The sequence below is a fragment of the Vibrio algarum genome (genome assembly GCF_028204155.1).
Lineage (GTDB): Bacteria > Pseudomonadota > Gammaproteobacteria > Enterobacterales > Vibrionaceae > Vibrio > Vibrio algarum.
In genome coordinates this window covers 780,480-800,730 of record NZ_JAQLOI010000001.1, presented here as the reverse complement: position 1 = coordinate 800,730, position 20,251 = coordinate 780,480, and the positions used below count along the sequence as shown (strand labels likewise).

The 20,251-nt window shown below is 41.6% G+C and carries 17 protein-coding genes and 3 pseudogenes; 11 read left to right on the top strand and 9 right to left on the bottom strand.

What is annotated here, in order from left to right; translation table 11 throughout:
- Window position 1 precedes the first annotated feature (1 nt).
- The 10 genes from kdsC (at window position 2) to mgtE (ending at window position 7,315) form a co-directional block, all read left to right on the top strand.
- Window positions 2-568: a 3-deoxy-manno-octulosonate-8-phosphatase KdsC gene (kdsC, locus tag PGX00_RS04000; RefSeq protein ID WP_272137912.1), complete on the top strand. Its 567-nt coding sequence runs from the start codon at window positions 2-4 to the stop codon at window positions 566-568.
- Window positions 565-1,128 carry an LPS export ABC transporter periplasmic protein LptC gene (gene lptC / locus PGX00_RS03995; RefSeq protein ID WP_272133081.1) on the top strand — a complete coding sequence of 188 codons (564 nt, stop codon included), beginning with the start codon at window positions 565-567 and terminating at the stop codon, window positions 1,126-1,128. The genes kdsC and lptC overlap by 4 nt, the downstream gene beginning before the upstream one ends.
- Window positions 1,109-1,606 (top strand): lipopolysaccharide transport periplasmic protein LptA, encoded by a 498-nt coding sequence (gene lptA, locus PGX00_RS03990; protein ID WP_272133080.1) that lies wholly within the window; start codon window positions 1,109-1,111, stop codon window positions 1,604-1,606. Before lptC ends, lptA begins: the two co-directional genes overlap by 20 nt.
- A gap of 1 nt (window position 1,607) precedes the next feature.
- A complete protein-coding gene (gene lptB, locus PGX00_RS03985; protein WP_272133078.1) occupies window positions 1,608-2,333 on the top strand; it encodes an LPS export ABC transporter ATP-binding protein in 726 nt (241 codons plus the stop codon).
- A gap of 78 nt (window positions 2,334-2,411) precedes the next feature.
- Complete coding sequence (locus PGX00_RS03980; RefSeq protein WP_272133076.1) at window positions 2,412-3,884, top strand: RNA polymerase factor sigma-54; 1,473 nt, start codon at window positions 2,412-2,414, stop codon at window positions 3,882-3,884.
- 22 nt (window positions 3,885-3,906) lie between these two features.
- Window positions 3,907-4,194 carry a ribosome hibernation promoting factor gene (gene hpf / locus PGX00_RS03975; protein ID WP_272133074.1) on the top strand — a complete coding sequence of 96 codons (288 nt, stop codon included), beginning with the start codon at window positions 3,907-3,909 and terminating at the stop codon, window positions 4,192-4,194.
- Between the two features lie 2 nt (window positions 4,195-4,196).
- Window positions 4,197-4,646 (top strand): PTS IIA-like nitrogen regulatory protein PtsN, encoded by a 450-nt coding sequence (gene ptsN / locus PGX00_RS03970; protein WP_272133071.1) that lies wholly within the window; start codon window positions 4,197-4,199, stop codon window positions 4,644-4,646.
- Window positions 4,643-5,533 (top strand): RNase adapter RapZ, encoded by an 891-nt coding sequence (gene rapZ, locus PGX00_RS03965; RefSeq protein WP_272133069.1) that lies wholly within the window; start codon window positions 4,643-4,645, stop codon window positions 5,531-5,533. Before ptsN ends, rapZ begins: the two co-directional genes overlap by 4 nt.
- Before the next feature lie 3 nt (window positions 5,534-5,536).
- Window positions 5,537-5,818, top strand: a complete 282-nt coding sequence (locus PGX00_RS03960; RefSeq protein ID WP_272133067.1) for an HPr family phosphocarrier protein — start codon at window positions 5,537-5,539, stop codon at window positions 5,816-5,818.
- Window positions 5,819-5,947: 129 nt separating this feature from the next.
- The gene (mgtE, locus tag PGX00_RS03955; protein WP_272133065.1) at window positions 5,948-7,315 is read left to right on the top strand and encodes a magnesium transporter; all 1,368 of its coding nucleotides are present in this window, start codon (window positions 5,948-5,950) and stop codon (window positions 7,313-7,315) included.
- A gap of 50 nt (window positions 7,316-7,365) precedes the next feature.
- Here mgtE and pmbA read toward each other — a convergent pair whose 3' ends face one another.
- The gene (gene pmbA, locus PGX00_RS03950) at window positions 7,366-8,709 is read right to left on the bottom strand and encodes a metalloprotease PmbA (protein ID WP_272133063.1); all 1,344 of its coding nucleotides are present in this window, start codon (window positions 8,707-8,709) and stop codon (window positions 7,366-7,368) included.
- Window positions 8,710-8,825: 116 nt separating this feature from the next.
- Between pmbA and yjgA the strand changes: the two genes are divergently transcribed.
- Entirely contained in the window at window positions 8,826-9,353 is a 528-nt protein-coding gene (gene yjgA / locus PGX00_RS03945) for a ribosome biogenesis factor YjgA (RefSeq protein ID WP_272133061.1), read from the top strand.
- A 76-nt stretch (window positions 9,354-9,429) separates the two neighbouring features.
- On the opposite strand, the gene tldD is transcribed toward yjgA, so the two are convergent.
- From tldD to PGX00_RS03905, 8 genes and pseudogenes are all read right to left on the bottom strand, one after another.
- Window positions 9,430-10,875, bottom strand: coding sequence for a metalloprotease TldD (gene tldD, locus PGX00_RS03940; RefSeq protein WP_272133059.1), 1,446 nt, complete (start codon window positions 10,873-10,875; stop codon window positions 9,430-9,432).
- Between the two features lie 9 nt (window positions 10,876-10,884).
- A complete protein-coding gene (locus PGX00_RS03935; RefSeq protein ID WP_272133056.1) occupies window positions 10,885-11,706 on the bottom strand; it encodes a carbon-nitrogen hydrolase family protein in 822 nt (273 codons plus the stop codon).
- 1 nt (window position 11,707) lies between these two features.
- Window positions 11,708-15,588, bottom strand: a pseudogene (locus PGX00_RS03930) (YhdP family protein).
- A 10-nt stretch (window positions 15,589-15,598) separates the two neighbouring features.
- Window positions 15,599-16,911, bottom strand: a pseudogene (rng, locus tag PGX00_RS03925) (ribonuclease G).
- 174 nt (window positions 16,912-17,085) lie between these two features.
- Window positions 17,086-17,642: pseudogene (locus tag PGX00_RS03920) on the bottom strand (Maf family protein).
- A gap of 22 nt (window positions 17,643-17,664) precedes the next feature.
- Complete coding sequence (gene mreD / locus PGX00_RS03915; RefSeq protein WP_272133055.1) at window positions 17,665-18,153, bottom strand: rod shape-determining protein MreD; 489 nt, start codon at window positions 18,151-18,153, stop codon at window positions 17,665-17,667.
- A complete protein-coding gene (mreC, locus tag PGX00_RS03910; RefSeq protein ID WP_272133053.1) occupies window positions 18,143-19,048 on the bottom strand; it encodes a rod shape-determining protein MreC in 906 nt (301 codons plus the stop codon). Before mreC ends, mreD begins: the two co-directional genes overlap by 11 nt.
- A gap of 33 nt (window positions 19,049-19,081) precedes the next feature.
- On the bottom strand, window positions 19,082-20,125 hold the full coding sequence (locus PGX00_RS03905; protein ID WP_272133051.1) for a rod shape-determining protein: 1,044 nt from the start codon (window positions 20,123-20,125) through the stop codon (window positions 19,082-19,084).
- Window positions 20,126-20,251: the final 126 nt, after the last annotated feature.

Sequence of the window (20,251 nt, the reverse complement as noted above, 5' to 3'; positions counted from 1 at the left end):
AATTTCATCTCAAAACAATCTTGTTACTACCTTGTATGGCTCCGTTTCAAAAGAGATTTTCGACATTGCAAAGGAAATTAAATTACTCATCTGCGATGTTGACGGCGTTTTTTCAGACGGCCTAATTTACATGGGCAACCAAGGTGAAGAAATAAAAACGTTTCATACTCGTGATGGGTATGGCGTAAAATCGCTCATGAATGCTGGAATCGAAATTGCGATTATTACTGGCCGAAAATCACAAATTGTTCAAAACAGAATGGAAGCGCTAGGCATAAAGCTCATCTATCAGGGACAAGATGACAAAGTCAAGGCATACCAAGACATCTGTTCTAAACTAAGTATCTCACCAGAATTTACTGGGTACATTGGAGATGACCTTATCGATTGGCCTGTTATGGAAAAAGTCGCATTGAAGGTTTGTGTTGCAGACGGACACCCATTGCTTGCGAAACGAGCTAACTATGTAACCCATATAAAAGGCGGTTATGGCGCAGTGAGAGAGGTGTGTGACCTAATATTAGAAGCTAAAAATGAGTTAGATGCACATAAAGGTCTGAGCATATGAGCATTTCTCGCCTTTTGTATACCATCTTGATATTAGTAGCCGGCTATTCCGCCTACTATTTATTTGGTGTAAAAGACGTAGAAGTAATCCAGATTAGTCCAAACCTTGAACTGCCGGCTCTCAGCGGCCGAGATGTCGACAACGCAAGTTATAACGATTATGGTGTTAGAAGTTATCGAATTACCTCGGCTTATTTAGATCACTATGCAGTCAGCGGTGACACAAAATTCGAATACCCTGTCCTTTATATTTATAAGGATGGTGAACTTAAAGAGTGGGAAATCACAGCAGATCGTGGCACTTTAGATAAAAATCACGTCTTAACTCTGTATGATAACGTGCTCGCAAAAAACTTATTACCTGATGCTGGTTTTGATACCATGGCAACAGACAGCCTCTCTATTCATTTGGATAATAGAGATTTTTGGGCAGACAATCCGGTATTGTTGGTCGGCCCAACATTTGAAAACAAAGGGCAAGCGATGAAAGGTAATTTTGGCCAAAACGTCGCTACGCTGCTTAATCATGTACAAGGTAGATATGAAACTTTTACACCTTAGCCTTATAGCTTGTCTACTCGCGACAGGCAGCGCTTATGCACTTAAGTCTGACTCTGAACAACCAGTATATATAGATTCTGACACTCAAAATCTAGATATGAAAAGTAACACCGTTACTTTTACGGGTGATGTAAAACTTAAGCAAGGGAGCATAAATATCAATGCCGATAAACTTATCGTCATTAGAAACCCTGAAGACGGCTCACTAAGAGAAATCGAAGGTTACGGTGCACCAGCCACATTTTCTCAATTAACGGATGATGGCAAAACATTAAACGGACAAGCTAAAGAGCTTTACTATGACGTAAGTGATGACCAACTGACGATGATCGCTGATGCTGTGCTGTCTCAAGATGAAAGCACCATCAAAGGGAATAAAATCACCTACAAAATAACCTCACAAAAACTTACCGCAGATAGCGGTGCAGGTGAACGCGTCAAAACCGTTCTTCAACCAGCGCAAGCAAGCAAACCATAATATGGCAATATTAAAAGCAGAGCACTTAGCTAAAAGCTATAAAAATAGAAAAGTCGTTGCCGATGTTAGCTTAACGGTCGAATCAGGGCAGATAGTTGGGCTGCTTGGCCCAAACGGTGCCGGTAAAACCACTTCTTTTTATATGATTGTCGGCCTTGTCGCACGCGATGAAGGCAGGATCATGATTGACGATAACGATATAAGTATTCTTCCAATGCATAGTCGTTCCCGTATGGGGATTGGCTATTTGCCTCAAGAGGCATCCATATTTCGAAAGTTATCCGTTGAAGACAACATAATGGCCGTTCTAGAAACACGGAAAGAACTAAGCAGAGAAGACAGACAAGATAAAATGGAAGACTTGTTGGATGAATTCAACATTCAACATATCAGAAAAAACACAGGTATGTCTCTATCAGGCGGAGAACGTCGACGCGTCGAGATAGCAAGAGCCTTAGCTGCAAACCCAGAGTTCATATTACTGGATGAACCATTTGCAGGTGTCGATCCTATCTCTGTCATCGACATAAAAAAAATTATTGAACATTTAAGAGACCGAGGGTTAGGTGTACTTATAACTGACCACAACGTCCGCGAAACACTTGATGTATGTGAAAGAGCCTACATTGTTAGTCAAGGTCACCTCATAGCCGAAGGGACACCAGATCAAGTTCTTAACAATGAACAGGTAAAACAGGTTTATCTCGGTGAACAATTCCGTCTATGATTAAAGTAACAAAGAAAATGGATTTATTTGGTGCCTAATTTTAAGCATCAAAAATAAGAACAAGGTTTTAAATACTGGATGAAACCATCATTACAACTCAAACTTGGCCAACAGCTTGCTATGACACCTCAGTTACAGCAAGCAATTCGCTTGTTGCAACTGTCGACTCTAGACCTTCAACAAGAGATTCAAGAGGCATTAGAATCAAACCCTTTACTCGATGTCGATGAAGGCCAAGAAGAAGCCGCGGCTTCTGAAAACAATGAAAAAGAAAAAAACGATACCTCAACGGAGGCTACTGCTGAAGTAACCGCAGAACCAGAGGCGCAAGACAGCTCTGAAGTAATTGAAAAGTCAGAAATTTCTGACGACTTAGAAATTGATGCATCATGGGATGATGTTTACAGTGCCAATACAGGAAATACCGGCATTGCCCTTGATGACGATATGCCTATTTATCAAGGAGAAACCACTCAGAGCCTTCAAGATTATCTTCTATGGCAACTCGACTTAACTCCCTTTTCAGAGACAGACCAAACCATTGCAACGGCAATAATTGATGCGGTTGATGATTATGGTTATCTAACAGTATCTGTTGAGGATATTCTTGAAAGCGTTAGTAGTGAAGAAGTTGAATTGGATGAGGTTGAAGCCGTCTTAAAACGAATCCAACAATTCGACCCGTTAGGTGTGGCCTCTCGAAACCTTCAAGAATGTTTACTCCTTCAGCTTGCTACTTATCCCGAAGATACTCCTTGGTTAACAGAAACAAAGCTTGTGTTAACTAATCATATCGATCAGCTAGGTAACCGCGATTACAAACTAATTTCTAAAGAGAGTAAGCTAAAAGAAGCCCAACTCCGCGAAGTGATGCAGTTAATTCAACAGCTTGATCCTCGACCGGGCAGCTCTATAACACCAGATGAAACAGAATATGTCATCCCAGACGTCTCTGTGTTTAAAGATAAAGGAAAATGGTCAGTTACGATAAATCCAGACAGCGTACCAAGGTTGAAAGTAAATCAACAATACGCGGCATTAGGTAAAGGCAACAGTGCTGATAGTCAATTTATTCGTAGCAACCTACAAGAAGCAAAATGGCTAATAAAAAGTTTAGAAAGTCGTAATGAAACTCTATTAAAAGTATCTCGCTGCATTGTTGAGCATCAACAAGACTTCTTCGAATTTGGAGAAGAGGCCATGAAGCCAATGGTTCTAAATGACATAGCCTTAGCGGTCGAAATGCATGAGTCCACTATTTCTAGGGTAACCACGCAGAAATTTATGCATACACCTAGAGGTATTTTCGAACTTAAATATTTTTTCTCAAGCCATGTAAGTACTGATAATGGTGGAGAATGTTCATCAACGGCAATTCGAGCATTAATTAAGAAGTTGGTCGCGGCAGAAAATACAGCCAAACCATTAAGTGATAGCAAGATTGCCGCACTGTTAGCTGATCAAGGGATTCAGGTCGCAAGACGGACCATTGCAAAATACCGTGAGTCTTTAGGTATTGCTCCTTCGAGTCAGCGCAAACGCCTACTGTAGGCATCGATAAAAAGGAAAGTCTATGCAAATCAATATTAAAGGGCATCACGTTGATCTTACCGATTCAATGCAAGACTACGTCAATTCGAAATTTCTAAAACTAGAGCGTTTTTTCGAACATATAAATAATGTTCATGTGGTATTGCGCATAGAAAAAGTGCACCATATCGCGGAAGCAACACTGCATGTCAGTCAAGGTGATATTCATGCCACGGCAGACGAAGAGAACATGTATGCTGCTATAGACTCTTTAGTAGATAAGCTAGTACGCCAGTTAAACAAACATAAAGAAAAACTTAATAGTCATTAACTATGCAAATTAACCAAGTACTCTCATTGGACTGCACTAAAAGTGCAGTCCAATGCACAAGTAAAAAGCGAGCTTTAGAGCTCATCAGTCAAATAGCTGCCGAACACACTGGGCAAAATTCAAACGAACTGTTCGAATGTATGCTAAACCGTGAAAAAATGGGCAGTACTGGCATCGGTAACGGAATTGCAATTCCGCACGCAAGAATGACATGCTCAGATGAAGCAGTGGCTATTTTAGTTCAGTGTAGTGAACCAATTGCGTTCGACTCCATTGATAATAAACCTGTCGACCTATTATTTGCTCTTCTCGTCCCAGACGCACAATGCAAAGAGCATTTAAAAACGCTTTCTTCTATGGCTGAACGCTTAAGTGACAAGCAAGTTTTAAAACAACTTAGAGCAGCTAAAAGCGATGAAGAGCTTTTTGAGGTAATGATAAATAAAGCATGAATGGTGTAACTCAACAACAGGAAACAGCCCAATTAGTCATTATTAGTGGTCAGTCTGGCGCAGGAAAAAGTGTTGCGTTAAGAGTACTCGAAGATCTCGGTTATTATACCGTTGATAACCTCCCCATTGATTTACTCGACCAATTCATTAATTCGACGAAAAACAGTCAACAGAATGTTGCTGTCAGCATCGATATTAGAAATCTACCCAACAATCCTCAGTTTGTTACCCAGAAACTAACAGAATTAAGAAAAACGACCGATATGACACTGTTCTTTTTGGGAGCGACTCCTAGCTCCCTTTTAAAACGGTACAGTGAAACCCGACGCATTCATCCGCTTTCATTAGGCAAAGACAAGCTATCACTCGATCAAGCAATCGAAAAAGAGAAGCTGATTCTTGAATATGTAAAAGAGCAAGCCGATTTAGTCATTGATAGTAGTGACCAATCTCTGCACGATTTAAGTGAGTTGGTTCGCACAAGAATCTTAGGCCGAGAAAGACAAGAGCTCGTTATGGTATTCGAGTCATTTGGATTTAAATATGGGTTACCCCATGACGCTGACTATATTTTTGATGTGCGTTTTTTACCGAATCCACACTGGCAACCAGAGCTTAGGCCCTTCACTGGATTGGATACGCCCGTAAAGAATTTTCTTCAGACTCAAAAACAGGTCATCGAATTACAACAAGATATACAGCAGTTTATACAAAAATGGCTCCCCTCTTTAGAGCAGAATAATAGAAGCTACCTTACCATAGCGATAGGTTGTACTGGAGGTAAGCACCGCTCTGTGTATATAACACAACAACTTGGGGAATATTTTAAGGCCCAAGGTAAGCAAGTACAGATTAGACATACCAGTATTGAAAAACTCCGAGGTTAATTAGTGACTCAAAAATGTAGTAAAAAAGTGCTAATCCAAAACCGCTTGGGCTTGCACGCTAGAGCGGCGGTTAAACTCGTTGAACTAGCACAAAGTTACGATGCAGACATCACCGTCAGTAATGAAGAAAACAAAGAAATGTCAGCAGACAGCGTGATGGGGTTAATCATGTTAGAATCGTCGCAAGGTCAATACGTGACCATTTCAGCCACTGGTACCGATGCACCCATCGCTTTAGACGCGGTATGCGAATTAATTGAATCCAAATTTGAAGAAGACGAATAATCGATTTTGACACTGTTCCATCAATATCGATTATAAAAAATTCCTCTTGGTAATAAGAACTTATTAAATAAGGTACAAAATTAGGTTACTATTCACGAATTATAGTCACTAATTTATGTGGGGGAGAAAATGGCAGAGCCGCAACAAGAACTCGATCAAGCTCAACAAGCTCACCAAACCCTACAAGAAGTCAGCGACGCTCTCGATAGCGGTCGCTTTGTTCATGTTCGTCGCCAACTGCAGGACATGGAACCGGAAGATATCGCTCATCTTCTAGAAGCCTCTCCACGAAAATCTCGCGATGTACTTTGGCAATTAACCGATCCTGAAGACTATGGTGAAATCCTCGATGAACTAAACGAGGATGTCAAAGATGCGCTTGTGTCCCAAATGCCGCCTGAAAAGCTTGTAGAAGCAACAGAAGGCATGGATACCGATGACTTGGCTTATGTACTTCGAAGCTTACCTGATGACGTATCTAAAGAGATTTTAGGTCAAATGGATATCGCAGATAGGCATAGAGTAGAAACGGCTCTTGCTTATCCAGAAGACACCGCTGGCGGTATCATGAATACCGACGTAACCACTATTCGTGGAGACGTAGAACTCGACGTTGTATTGCGCTATTTGCGCATGAAAGGTGAGCTACCTGATGTTACCGATGCCCTCTATGTCATTGATGAGGATAGTCGCCTCATTGGGCATCTATCCTTAACAACATTGATAACCACACAACCTGATATTCAAGTCTGTGATGTGATGGACGACGCTGATGAAGCTATTCCAGTGGACGCCAGTGATTCTGATGTTGCTAGCTTGTTTGAGCGACGTGATTGGGTATCGGCCCCTGTTGTTGATGAAAATCAACACCTTGTTGGTCGAATTACCATCGATGACGTTGTTGATATTATCCGTGAAGATGCTGAGCACTCAATGATGAGCTTAGCTGGTATGGATGATGACGAAGATACCTTTGCTCCTGTTTTTCAATCCACCAAACGAAGAAGTGTTTGGCTTGGTGCAAATGTACTCGCAGCCCTTGCGGCAGCCTCAGTCTCCAACATGTTTGAGGCAACGCTTGAACAAATGGCAGCAATTGCAGTACTCATGACAATCGTCCCTTCTATGGGAGGGGTTGCCGGAAATCAAACCGTTGCTCTTGTTATTCGAGGGTTAGCTCTTGGTCATATCGGTGATAGTAATAAGAAAGAATTACTGCTAAAAGAAGCGGCGATTGGGTTCTTAAATGGGCTAGTTTGGGCATGTATCATTGGTGGAATAGTCGTGGTGTGGAAAGATGATTGGTTGCTTGGCGGTATTATATCTGCGGCAATGTTAACCAATTTAATCGTAGCGGGTATTGCTGGGGTTACTATTCCAATATTTCTTAAGAAAATGAACATTGATCCGGCTTTGGCGGGTGGGATGGCATTAACTACCATCACTGATGTGATTGGCCTATCTGTCTTTTTAGGGTTAGCCACCATATTTATTTAATGACAAAATGCCTAGAGCTTAGCACCTAGACATTTTGTCATAACGTTGTTTTATTCCCCAGCGACTTTCATCGATTCAATTAATACCGACCCAGTCTGAATCTGAGATCGTGTTTCAATATCAGAGCCTACAGCGACAATCTGCTTAAACATGTCTATTAAGTTACCTGCAATGGTCACTTCGGAGACAGGGTACTGAATTTCACCATTTTCTACCCAGAACCCAGCCGCTCCTCTAGAATAATCGCCAGTGACAACATTAACGCCTTGTCCCATGAGCTCAGTGACCAAAAGTCCAGTTCCAAGCTCTTTTAACATCTTTTGAAAGTCTTGCCCTGTCGATTTCACAAACCAATTATGAATACCGCCAGCGTGCCCAGTCGGTGTCATGTCCAATTTACGTGCTGAATAGCTCGTCAGAAGATAAGTCGCCAGTATACCGTCGGTAATAATAGAACGATCTTGAGTGAACACACCTTCACTATCAAATGGACTAGAAGCTAATCCTTTGAGGGCATGAGGTTTCTCTTCGATATTAAACCAATCAGGAAACACTTGAGTGTTTAAGGCATCCAGTAGGAAAGACGATTTTCGATATAGATTACCACCACTAATGGCCATCACTAAATGACCGATCAGTCCTGTAGCAACATCTGCAGCAAATAAGATAGGGAACTTACCAGTGCCTATCTTACGCGCATCCAAACGAGCGACCGTTTTTTCAGAAGAGCTTATACCGACTTGTTCCGGTGTCCACAAATCATCGACAGAACGAGCAACACTATAGCTATAGTCTCGCTCCATGACACCATTTTTTCCTTCACCGATCATGACACAACTGGTGCTGTGACGACTAGACGCATAACTCGCGAGTAGACCATGGCTATTCCCATAAACTCTTAGGCCATAATGACTATCATAACTAGCACCGTCACTCTGCTTAATGAGATCGCTATACTCTAGAGCGGCGGTTTCTGCTGCTATAGCAATTTTAGCAGCATGGTCCGGGTCGGGCTCATCGGGGTGAAAAAGATCCAAATCAGGAATGTTTTTCACCATGAGTTCTTTCGGTGCAGGACCTGAGAATGGATCTTCCGACGTGTATTTCGCTATATCAAGTGCAGCCTCAACTGTTTGTTGTATCGCTCTTTCACTTAAATCTGATGTGGATGCACTACCTTTGCACTGACCACGGTAAACCGTAATGCCTAAAGCACCGTCACTATTAAATTCTACGTTCTCTACTTCGCACATGCGAGTTGACACGCTAATGCCTGTTGTCTTAGTAATAGCGACTTCTGCGGCGTCTGCCGTTCCAGTGGCTAGTTTAAGCGCTTTCTCGACAGCAAGTTCAAGTTCTACTTTTTGCTGGGCAATCTGTTGTTTTGCGTCCATAATTTTAGTTCTTTCTAGATTATCTTTGCTTAGAATAACAAGCTTTTCGCATTCTCCCCATAATTCTTGCTAAAATAGTGTTATATCTCTCTAGATAACTACGAGTATCTAAAAAAATGGCCAGAAAAAACCAAAAAGCACCATGGGAAGAAGAAGAAGAAATCATCTGGGTGAGTAAAACCGAGATGAAGAATGATATGGAAGAGTTGCAAAAAATCGGGGTAGACCTAGTGGGTTTGAAAGCCTCTGTTTTGGAAAAATTCCCGCTTCCCGACACACTACGTATTGCAATCACAGATGCGCAACGTTTTAAGAACGAAGCAAAGCGTCGACAGTTGCAATACATTGGCAAGTTAATGCGAACAATTGAAGTGGAACCAATTCAAGCCGCCTTAGATAAATTTCATAATAAACATTCTCAAGCTACCGCTGAGTTACATAAACTTGAACAGCTTAGAGATAAACTTATTGAGCAAGGTGATGTAGTGCTCAATGAAATATTAGAAACCTATCCAGATGCAGACAGGCAGCGTATGCGCCAACTTTACTTACAAGCAAACAGAGAAAAGAAAGCGAATAAACCGCCAAAAGCCTATAGAGAAATATTCCAAATACTGAAGGAATTAAACGAAAAGCCCGAATAGTACCGTTCTCACTGTTAGGGCTAGTGTAATACTAGCCCTAATTTTTTGTATTTTTGCTTAAAACTCTAAATACAGACTATTCCGTACCACCCACGGTAATCGAATCTATCTTCAATGTGGGTTGCCCAACACCAACAGGCACACTTTGACCCGCTTTACCACAAACACCAACACCTTTGTCTAATGACAGATCATTTCCTACCATAGAGACTTGTTGCATCGCTTCTATACCTGACCCGATAAGTGTCGCTCCTTTTACTGGACGAGTTACCTTACCATTTTCAATTAAATAGGCTTCTGAGGTTGAGAATACAAATTTACCTGAAGTTATATCCACTTGCCCACCACCAAAGTTTGGCGCATATAGCCCCTTTTTAACCGTTGATATGATCTCTTCTGGCGTATGCTTACCTGGCAGCATATAGGTATTGGTCATTCGTGGCATTGGCAAATGGGCATAAGACTCTCTGCGTCCATTACCCGTTGGGTTTACCCCCATAAGATGGGCATTATGCTTATCTTGTATATAGCCTTTCAGTACTCCGTTTTCAATAAGAGTATTGTATTGTCCCTTTACTCCTTCATCATCAATATTCAGTGACCCACGGCGATCAACCATGGTTCCGTCATCAACAATAGTACAGAGTTCAGAAGTAACCTTGTCGCCGATTTTTCCTGAAAAAACTGAAGAACCTTTACGATTAAAGTCCCCTTCAAGGCCATGACCAACCGCTTCATGTAATAGTACTCCAGGCCAACCTGCGCCTAATACAACCGGCATTGCTCCCGCAGGTGCGGCATCTGCCTCTAGGTTAACCAAAGCTTGTCTGATGGCTTCGTCCGCGAATGCATAAGCCGCCTTTCTTCCATCATCATCTGCAATAAATTTGTCATAACCGTAGCGACCACCACCACCAGAGCTCCCTCTTTCTCTTCTATCACCTTTCTTCGCTAATACACTGATAGAAAGTCTGACTAAAGGTCGAATATCGGCAGCATATGTGCCATCTGTAGCAGCAACTAGTACCTGTTCATAAACGCCACTCAAGCTAACCGACACTTCCTGAATCAAAGGTTCTTTGGTTCGAATATAGGCATCTAGTTCTTTGAGGAGATCAATTTTTTGTTGCTTCTCTAAGCTTTCTAACGGATTGATATCGGAATAACTATTGTTGTTAGAAGAACGACTAAACGTTTTCACTTGGCCAGACTGCCCTTGCTGCGCAATACCTTTCGCAGCAACAGCACTTTGCATTAGACTATCTAATTGGATTTGATCTGAGTAAGCGAATCCTGTTTTTTCACCTGCAACGGCTCTGACTCCTACGCCACGATCAATATTGAAAGATCCGTCCTTAATAATGCGATCCTCCAACACTAAGGACTCATGCCAACTAGACTGAAAATATATATCCGCATAATCAATTTGACGTGTTGCAATGTTCGCTAACGTATCAGCAATATTCTGTTCAGTTAAACCAGAGGAGTTGAGTAAATCATTTTCCACACGATTAATGGTCATTCGTTGCCTTTATTCTGCTGTTAATAGAGTTTGAAATCGTACATGTCTCTGTAGAGGCATATTGCTTCGTACTGATTGCGTTATCCGATGATCTATATCATCGAGCAAAACTCCGACTTCACTGCTAAGTTGTTGGGTGATTTTACCCCAAGGTGAAACTATCATTGAGTGTCCCCACGTTTCTCGGCCACATGGGTGTCGACCGGTTTGTCCACTTGCGATTAACCAACATTGAGTTTCAATTGCCCTTGCTCTCAATAATACTTCCCAATGTGCGTCTCCAGTTGGTGCGGTAAACGCAGCTGGTAGAGTAATAATTTCTGCTCCTTCTGATACTAGCTTGGAAAATAGCTGTGGGAAACGAATGTCATAACAAATTGCCAGTCCAAGCTTTCCTATAGGAGTATCTACAACGACGACTCTCTCTCCGGACTGAAAAACTTCAGATTCTCGATAGCGAGTATGTTTATCGTCCACATCGGCATCAAACATGTGCAGCTTGTCATAATCGGCAACCAACTCTCCCATGCTATTGATAACTATGCATGTGGTACTGATTTTGTCCTCTCGGATGATGGGCATACTTCCAATAACTAACCACAATTTATAGCGTTTAGCCATGGCAAATAATTGCTCTTGAACAATACCCGAACCTAGTTGTTCCGCATTGAGTCGATAGTCATCTTTAGACCCAAATACGACGCAATTTTCAGGAGTTAGAACTAATTTAGCACCATCTTTAGCCAATTGCTTAAGCTGAATATCGATAAACGCCAAATTTTTTAATGGTTCTGGGCCAGATGTCATCTGGATTACACCAATACTATGCATATTACTTCCCTGCCTTTTTCTTAGAATCGGGTAGCGTAAACGCACCTTTACTCCATGACCGCTCTATCACCTCTGGGGAGTCTAGCGGCCCTACAACGTGGTAACGAATTTTAGTAAATACATCCACAACAGGAGAAATAACCGTTGAAATCGCAAACACAACAATAGCAGTTTGAGGAGCAACGGCAAAGGCGGTCAGTACCGGTATCCCCGAGGTTAAATCTGGCGTAAATTCCACTTCAGCATCGACTCTATTTAGATTTAGATCCGCCATACCGCGAATGCTCATCTCACCAGCCGTCGCATCCATTTCTATATCATTGGTAATAAATATACCATTTTCAATTTTACCAGAGCCTGTGATACTACTAAATGCTAACCCATTATCAAAAATGTCGGTAAAATCAAGCTGCATCTTTCTAATAATGGAGTCTAAACTAAACATCCCTAATAGTTTCGCCGCTCCACCCGCCTCAGATATTATCCCTTTACCGAACTCCGTTTTCATCTCACCATTCAACGTATTTACTTGTGCAGACCAAGGCGCACCCTGCCATGACAGCTGCGATGAAATGTCAAAAGGTGCTTTTTGTATACCAGAGCTAATGCCGAACCTATCCATCAATTCGGTATTGTTTTCACCTTTCATAGTCATATCTATGCTTGATTGACTCGTGGTATTGGTAAGATCCCACCAACCTTTTGCTTTGATGTGATTGGTTCCACTATTGATGTCAATGTTTTTCCAGTTAAGGCGCTCACCTTGCCTTTGCAGATCAACGTTTACTCTGCCAACTTTATAACCTTGTAACCAAAAATCTTTAATGTTTACCGTTAAGTTTGGTATCAGTCGATGGAAATTACGATCAAACTCGCTGATTAATGGCTGCTCTTTATCAGCATGAAATAAAGGTTTATCCGAAGCACCTTCATCCAACCAAGGTACATATATGTGTAACCAGTCCAGCGCAACAGTCAAATCATAAGGTTCTAAATAATTTGCTTGCCCTTTAACTTCAGAGCTATCGACACTAAGAATCCAAGATAAGTTTTTTTCTTCGCGTTAAATTTGACCTTATGCCAATCAAGAGAAGCCAATGTAAGCGTATCTGCCGATATATTTAGTCGTTGTGGCACGGGAATTTCAGGAGTATTCATCTGACTCAAGCGCGACGATTGCTTTGTGGTAGTCTGCTCTGTTAGCAGTGACAGCCAGTCATCAAGGTTAAAATGAGGAATCCGCAATATAACATCATGTCCTACAATTGGACTAACTTTGAACCCCCCTTTACCGACAAGTAAACTAGTCGCCTTTAGAATTGGCGTTGACTTGGTAATATCAATTTCTGCTTGGTATTTCACGTCTGGCAACTGCACGCGAGCTGAAATAACCTCTTGATTACCAGAAGCTTGCATCTGTAACTTAACTTTGTCTCCAGACACTTTATCCAGAGGGGCTGGATATTGACTCGATATAAACTCTAGATTGGCAGATGTATCAACTTGATAAGTGAAGCCAACATCATTAAGTTGAATGTCTAAATCCATACTCCATGGGGCGTGGCCTTGCACTCTTTTCGTCCATTTACTCCCGACGTAAGGCGCTAATGGTTCGACTTCCCAATCCCCAAGAATATTAATATCTACCGCATAAGATGATTCTAAATCTTCCCCTTTAAAATCGACTGATATCGGTTGTTCAAGTAGGCTTGCCGACAACCCAGAAGTTTGAACAATATCATTATCAAAGGTGATTCTACCTTTTGCTTGCTCAAGCTCCATTGGCGGGGTCTGAATACTAATATGATTCCCCACTAAGTCAGCGTATCCCCAAGCCCTAGACTCTTGGCTCATATCAAATGGTATTTTGAGTTGGAATTCCGACGTCACATTTCCTTTTACTCTCACGGTGGTTAACGCTGCCCCCACAGAGTTAACAAGTGGTGTCGCCATCATGTAATCACGAACAGCTTGACCAGTACCCGTTGCCTTCGCCTCTATTTCTACCGCACCCGTGGGTCTCAAATGCGCAATCTGTCCAGTTACCCTCTCTGCTTTAACGCCATTTAATGTTGCTGACCGAGAGTCTAGATACATTGATTCATTTTCAAATAGCAAATCAAGTTGCATATCAGTGATGGTTGGCCAGTTTGTATCAAAGCTAAATTTGGTGTTATACAAACCAACTTGAGCCTGAAATACGCCATTATTTTGGGTGTATGGGAAGGAGCTTAACGGCCCATACCAAATAATCTTCGCATTTTCCGCTTTACCACCTTGTATGGCGGTAGATAAGTAATCGGTTAAGCTTTGTCCCAGCGCTCTTGTTGGCAAATAGCGCCATGTTTCACCCGCGTTATAAACATCCGCTTCAGCGTACAGTGAGAGAAAGGCTGGTTGATCGGTTGGAAAATCAATTTTAAAAGCACCTTGAGCTTGTAGATCCGGTGTTGCAACGGTAATTTTATCTGCCCAAAGTCGCCAACCAAAATCGTCTAATTCCCAAACTATTTCGACTTCACCGTTTTTTATTCGTAAAGGTGCCTGGAATACATCCCCATAAGGCAGTACATCATCAACCAAGGTTGCACGTGCAAATAGTTTTGAACCATTCCCGGAAATATCCGCTTTAAGATCATGAACTTCGGGTAATAATTCCCACTGTTTTATTCCCGCACTACTAATTGACGCAGAATAAGCAACCGACGTATCTTCTTTGGCTTTTGATACTCTGATATCTTCAATCAAACCGTGCGGGTCTAATCTATCTAGCCATTGGTTAACAGACGCTGAGTTCGGAACTAAGTGCGCTAAAGGTCTTAAAGAGGCTATTTCGAGTTGGGATGCGTTGAGCGTCCATTCGTCTGGTTCCCATTTGAAGGCAAGATCCATACTAGGCCACTCATATTCATTACTTCTGATTCGAAGTGAATGTCCACTTACCTGCCATCCTTCTTTGTCTTGTAGCGGTATGAGTTTAAATATACCTTCTTCTATTTGGAGTAAGTGGTTACTTTCTTTTTTCCATAGCAATTCTGATGGTAAAAGCTCTACATAAGCGTGTATTGGCTGATTATTCTCGACACTAAACCAACTATTAAAACTAATGTGGCCACTTTCTATGCCAGTCTGTTCCATTAATTCATTGCTTAGCCAAGGCGTAATTCTTATGTTGTTCGCCTGAAGGTAAAAATCACCAGAGATATCTTGAATCGAGCCATTGTCTTTGAAATCTGCTTTGACTGCTAATTGGTTAATATGGCTACCTGAAACACTGATAGAGCCTTCTAACTTATGCTGCGTTCCTATGTTACGCCACCTTAACTGCTCAATATCGAGAGCTCGACTATCGCCATCATATGTTTGATAAACAACCTGAGAATCGAATAAATTAAAGTCTTTTAACTGACGGAAGAACAGCTTCTCTATCTGCTCAACAAAAGTAAGTCTCTGGCCTTGCTTTACGCTTTTTTCTTGTTGCCCATCATTTTTTTCAAAAAAATTAATACTACTGACGTCTAGGTGTAAACCTTTAACGTTCAGAGAAGCGACTTGAGGTTCAAGCGTGATTAGAGATTGAATCAGATCAAATTCGAGCTCGACGGTATCAATAGAAAAAGTGATGTCTTCAGTTGAGTCACCTTGAACATCAAGCTGCCTGAGGGAAATAGAAGGGTGAGTATTTCGCCAGTATCCTTTTACTTCTCCAATGCCAAAAGGAATGCCAGTAATATCACCAACTATTTGAGAAATTTCGGACTTAAAGTCATTCAATCGAGGAAGAGAAACACGCAAAACGGTCACAGCAATGGCTAAAGAAACCATTACTGTGACAATTAACCACATTACAAATCGCCCACTACGGGCGGCAAATGAAGTCACAAATACTCCATTACATCATGACGACGTCGAACTGTTCCTGAATATAAAGAGGCTCAGCCTGAATCTTAACTTGTTTTCCTATGAAGACTTCTAACTCAGCAAGAGCATGTGACTCTTCGCCTTCTAGGGTCTCGGCTACGGCTGGTGAGGCATATACTACAAATTTATCAGCTTCATAAGCTCGATTAACACGCGTAATTTCACGTAAGACTTCATAGCAAACTGTTTCAACAGTTTTCACTGAACCACGGCCTTCACACGTTGGACACTTAGAACAGAGAACATGTTCAATACTTTCTCTTGTTCTCTTACGGGTCATCTCAACTAATCCCAAGTTTGTAAAACCATTGATATTTGTTTTTACTCTATCAACAGCTAACGCTTGCTCTAGTGATGCGACAACTCTGTTACGGTGATCTTCCGACATCATATCAATGAAATCGATAATGATGATACCACCTAAATTTCTTAACCTTAATTGACGAGCAATGGCTTGAGTCGCTTCTGTATTCGTATTGAATATAGTCTCTTCAAGGTTTCTACGTCCCACAAATGCACCCGTATTAATATCAACGGTTGTCATTGCTTCCGTTTGATCGATGATCAAATAACCACCAGATTTCAATACCACTTTACGATCTAAAGAACGTTGTATCTCGTTCTCTGCATCAAACATATCAAAGATAGGCTTATCGCCTTCGTAAAGCTCTAATTTATCTGTAAGCTCTGGTACGAATTCTGAGGTGAATTCTTTAAGCGTTTCAAACACCAATCGAGAATCCACTTGAATTCTGGTCAACTCTGTACCTACAAAATCACGTAAAATACGCTGAGCAAGGCCGAGTTCACCATATAACGTCGAGCGAGTTTTGTACTTTGCTCGTCTTTCACCCACTTTTTTCCATAGTCGTTTTAAGAAAACAGCATCTTGAGCAAGCTCTTGTTCATCTGCGCCTTCTGCAGCAGTCCGAATAATGAATCCGCCTTCTTCATCACAATATTCTGCAACGGTTTTTTTAAGCGGTTTCTTTCTGCTTCACTATCTATTCGCTGAGAAACACCTACATGGCTCGCGCCAGGCATAAATACAAGATATCGAGAAGGGAGTGTAATGTCAGTGGTGAGTCTGGCACCTTTTGTACCAAGTGGGTCTTTGACTACTTGAACAACAATATCTTGGCCTTGACGAACTAGCTCTGAAATATCCCGAACCTGAAACTGTTGTTTTTCGTTTTCCGCAACACATTCCGTATGAGGAACAATATCTGAAGCATGTAAAAAAGCGGCTTTTTCTAATCCAATATCCACAAAAGCGGCCTGCATTCCCGGTAAAACACGAGATACACGACCTTTATAGATATTTCCAACGATTCCACGGCGAGCTTCACGCTCAATATGGACTTCTTGAAGGATACCACCTTCAATCATCGCTACCCTTGTTTCACTCGGAGTAACGTTTATCAACAACTCTGCACTCATGAGAGTACCTCAGTAAGCTTATAAAAATTCTTGCAAGAGCTGATCAGTTTCAAATAGAGGTAAGCCTACTACCGCGTAGTAGCTCCCTTCAATACGTGAGACAAATCGCCCACCTAAACCTTGTATTCCGTAACTACCAGCTTTATCACACGGTTCGCCTGATTGCCAATATTGGCTTATTTCTTCTTCTTTTAAAGGCTTAAACCATACGTCTGTTGTCACAAGCTTCGATAAAAACTTGTCTTTGGTGACAACAGTTACTGCCGTTAATACTTGATGCTTTTGTCCCGACATCGCTTGCAACATCTGCTTAGAATCTTGAAAATCAGCCGGTTTTTCAAGTACTCGACCTTGTAGTACCACGACCGTATCTGAACCTAGGACCGTTGCATCTTGATGCGCCATTTCTAACCCAGCAACGGCTTTTTCATAGGATAGCCGCAACACGTAGTCAGAAGGAGATTCGTCTTCCTCTTTTTTTCTATTACGTCTGGTTTAACAATGTGAAAACGATAACCAGCCTGTTGCAATAATTCTTTTCTACGTGGTGAACCTGAAGCTAAATAGAGATCCATTTTATACACTTACTCGTGTTTATTATCTTATATGCCAGTGTCTACGAACTCTTCGCAGTAACATAAATAACCAAGGCCAAAGGATACAGTCTATTAACCCTGCCCATAGTGACATCGGATTAAAAACAACATCTTGGATGATATATTCTCCACCAAACTCGAAAATTTTGGCCATCACGCTAATCAGCCCAATAAATATCGCTTGTTGCCAAAGTGCCATATTTCGGATTACAAGAAAATTAGCCGCAACTAAAAATACGGTAATGGACATCACTATGCCACGAATACCTAATGTGGAACCTAGCAATAAGTCCCATATTAAACCCAAGACAAAACCCGTACCTACATTGACTCTATGTGGTAGAGCCAATACCCAATAACAAGTAACGAGAAGTAACCAAGATGGTCGAAATAGATCCAGACCACCGGGCCAAGGAATAGTTTGCAATATTAATGCGACTAGAAAAGTCGCCCAAATCACGAGCTTCCCACGAAAAATACTATTGGCCATTCGAGTCCCCAACTACTTCTGCACTTTCTACTGACTCGATACTATTGACTAAAGATTTGGCCTGTTGCTGCCTATTTTCATTTGGCCATACAAGTAGCAAATACCTTAATCGATCAAACTCAACAACTGGGTCAGCCTCAATTTTAGCGAATTGACGGCTATTATCATTGTCCACCTTAGACACATATCCAACTGGGTACCCTTCAGGATATAGACCACCTAAACCAGATGTCACCAACAAGTCACCAACTTGAATATCAGTGCTAAGCGAAATATGTTCTAAATAAATCGATTCAAGATCGCCACTGCCTGAAGCAATCACTCTCAAATCATTACGAACCACTTGGACAGGAATCGAGTTATTTGAATCCACAAGCAGAAGTACTCTGGCGTTATGCCCGGCAACAAACGTTACCTGACCAACAATACCATTTTCGTTTATAACCGGTTGACCAACGTAAACACCATCGGTATGGCCTTTATCTATCACCACTTGATGTCGGTAAGGCGAAGAGTCAACAGCCATTACTTCAGTAACAACCTTCTTCTCATCGCGAATAAATGGCGAGCCTAATAGCTTGCGTAATCTTTTGTTTTCTTCTTGATATTGATTCAATAGCCCTAAATCGCTTTTTAGCAATAATACTTCTCTTTTTAAAGCAGTATTGCTTACTAGCAATTCTTGTCGAGAGTTAAACCTCTCATACAAACCATCGAACATAATTCGAGGTAAATTTGCGGCATATTGAATCGGAGCGACAACGCTGTTGAGGACATATCGAACATTAGAAAATGTATCAAGACGACTGTCAGCCAGCATTAAGCTGGCTGATAGTGATATTGCGAAAAATAGGCGCAATTGCAGAGAAGGTCCTCTGCCGAAAATTGGTTTCATTCCATTTCACCCACTCGTACTGGATAAATGGAATTATTCTTCACTAAAAAGATCACCGCCATGCATATCGATCATTTCTAACGCTTTACCGCCACCACGAGCAACACACGTAAGTGGATCTTCAGCGATAACAACAGGGATCCCTGTCTCTTCCATCAGTAATCGATCAATATCTTTCAATAACGCACCACCGCCCGTTAGCACCATGCCATTTTCTGAAATATCAGCGGCAAGTTCTGGCGGACATTGCTCTAGAGCAACCATGACAGCAGATACAATACCTGTTAATGGTTCTTGTAGCGCTTCTAAAATTTCATTCGAGTTAAGCGTAAAGCTGCGAGGCACACCTTCAGCCAGGTTACGACCGCGAACTTCAATTTCCGCCACGTCATCGCCAGGGTAAGCAGAACCAATAACGTGTTTGATTTTTTCTGCTGTTGCTTCACCAATTAAGCTTCCGTAGTTACGGCGCACATAATTGATAATAGCTTCATCAAAGCGGTCACCACCTATACGAACAGATGAAGAGTAAACAACATCATTAAGTGAAATAACCGCAACTTCAGTTGTTCCACCACCAATATCAATAACCATAGAACCGGTTGGCTCGGATACCCTTAGGCCAGCACCTATTGCCGCGGCCATTGGTTCATCAATCAGATAGACCTCACGAGCACCAGCGCCTAATGCAGACTCGCGGATAGCACGACGTTCAACTTGTGTAGAACCACAAGGAACACATACCAGTACGCGCGGGCTTGGTTTAAGAATGCTGTTGTCATGCACTTGCTTGATAAAGTGCTGTAGCATTTTTTCGGTTACATAAAAATCCGCAATAACGCCATCTTTCATAGGACGAATAGCAGAAATAGAGCCTGGCGTACGGCCGAGCATCTGTTTCGCTTCATGTCCTACTGCCGCAACGCTTTTTGCTGTTCCTGCGCGTTTTTGGCTAATAGCAACTACTGAAGGTTCATCAAGAACAATACCTTGTCCTTTAACATAAATTAGGGTGTTTGCGGTACCTAGATCAATTGATAGGTCATTTGAAAACATACCACGAAGTTTCTTAAACATATTCTTCGCTCATTCGCATAATATTAGAAGACAAAATTGCACTAAATGTACCAATGCATTGCCATTACAGCAAGGCATTGCTGCATAAACATGGGGTTAATCTCTCTTTTTCTTACAACCTTCTGA

Bases quoted from the DNA above. Each gene is read 5' to 3' on its own strand.
- lptC (WP_272133081.1), top strand. From the start codon at position 565: ATGAGCATTTCTCGCCTTTTGTATACCATCTTGATATTAGTAGCCGGC.
- lptA (WP_272133080.1), top strand. From the start codon at position 1,109: ATGAAACTTTTACACCTTAGCCTTATAGCTTGTCTACTCGCGACAGGC.
- lptB (WP_272133078.1), top strand. From the start codon at position 1,608: ATGGCAATATTAAAAGCAGAGCACTTAGCTAAAAGCTATAAAAATAGA.
- PGX00_RS03980 (WP_272133076.1), top strand. From the start codon at position 2,412: ATGAAACCATCATTACAACTCAAACTTGGCCAACAGCTTGCTATGACA.
- hpf (WP_272133074.1), top strand. From the start codon at position 3,907: ATGCAAATCAATATTAAAGGGCATCACGTTGATCTTACCGATTCAATG.
- ptsN (WP_272133071.1), top strand. From the start codon at position 4,197: ATGCAAATTAACCAAGTACTCTCATTGGACTGCACTAAAAGTGCAGTC.
- rapZ (WP_272133069.1), top strand. From the start codon at position 4,643: ATGAATGGTGTAACTCAACAACAGGAAACAGCCCAATTAGTCATTATT.
- mgtE (WP_272133065.1), top strand. From the start codon at position 5,948: ATGGCAGAGCCGCAACAAGAACTCGATCAAGCTCAACAAGCTCACCAA.
- pmbA (WP_272133063.1), bottom strand. From the start codon at position 8,709: ATGGACGCAAAACAACAGATTGCCCAGCAAAAAGTAGAACTTGAACTT.
- yjgA (WP_272133061.1), top strand. From the start codon at position 8,826: ATGGCCAGAAAAAACCAAAAAGCACCATGGGAAGAAGAAGAAGAAATC.
- tldD (WP_272133059.1), bottom strand. From the start codon at position 10,875: ATGACCATTAATCGTGTGGAAAATGATTTACTCAACTCCTCTGGTTTA.
- PGX00_RS03935 (WP_272133056.1), bottom strand. From the start codon at position 11,706: ATGCATAGTATTGGTGTAATCCAGATGACATCTGGCCCAGAACCATTA.
- mreD (WP_272133055.1), bottom strand. From the start codon at position 18,153: ATGGCCAATAGTATTTTTCGTGGGAAGCTCGTGATTTGGGCGACTTTT.
- mreC (WP_272133053.1), bottom strand. From the start codon at position 19,048: ATGAAACCAATTTTCGGCAGAGGACCTTCTCTGCAATTGCGCCTATTT.
- PGX00_RS03905 (WP_272133051.1), bottom strand. From the start codon at position 20,125: ATGTTTAAGAAACTTCGTGGTATGTTTTCAAATGACCTATCAATTGAT.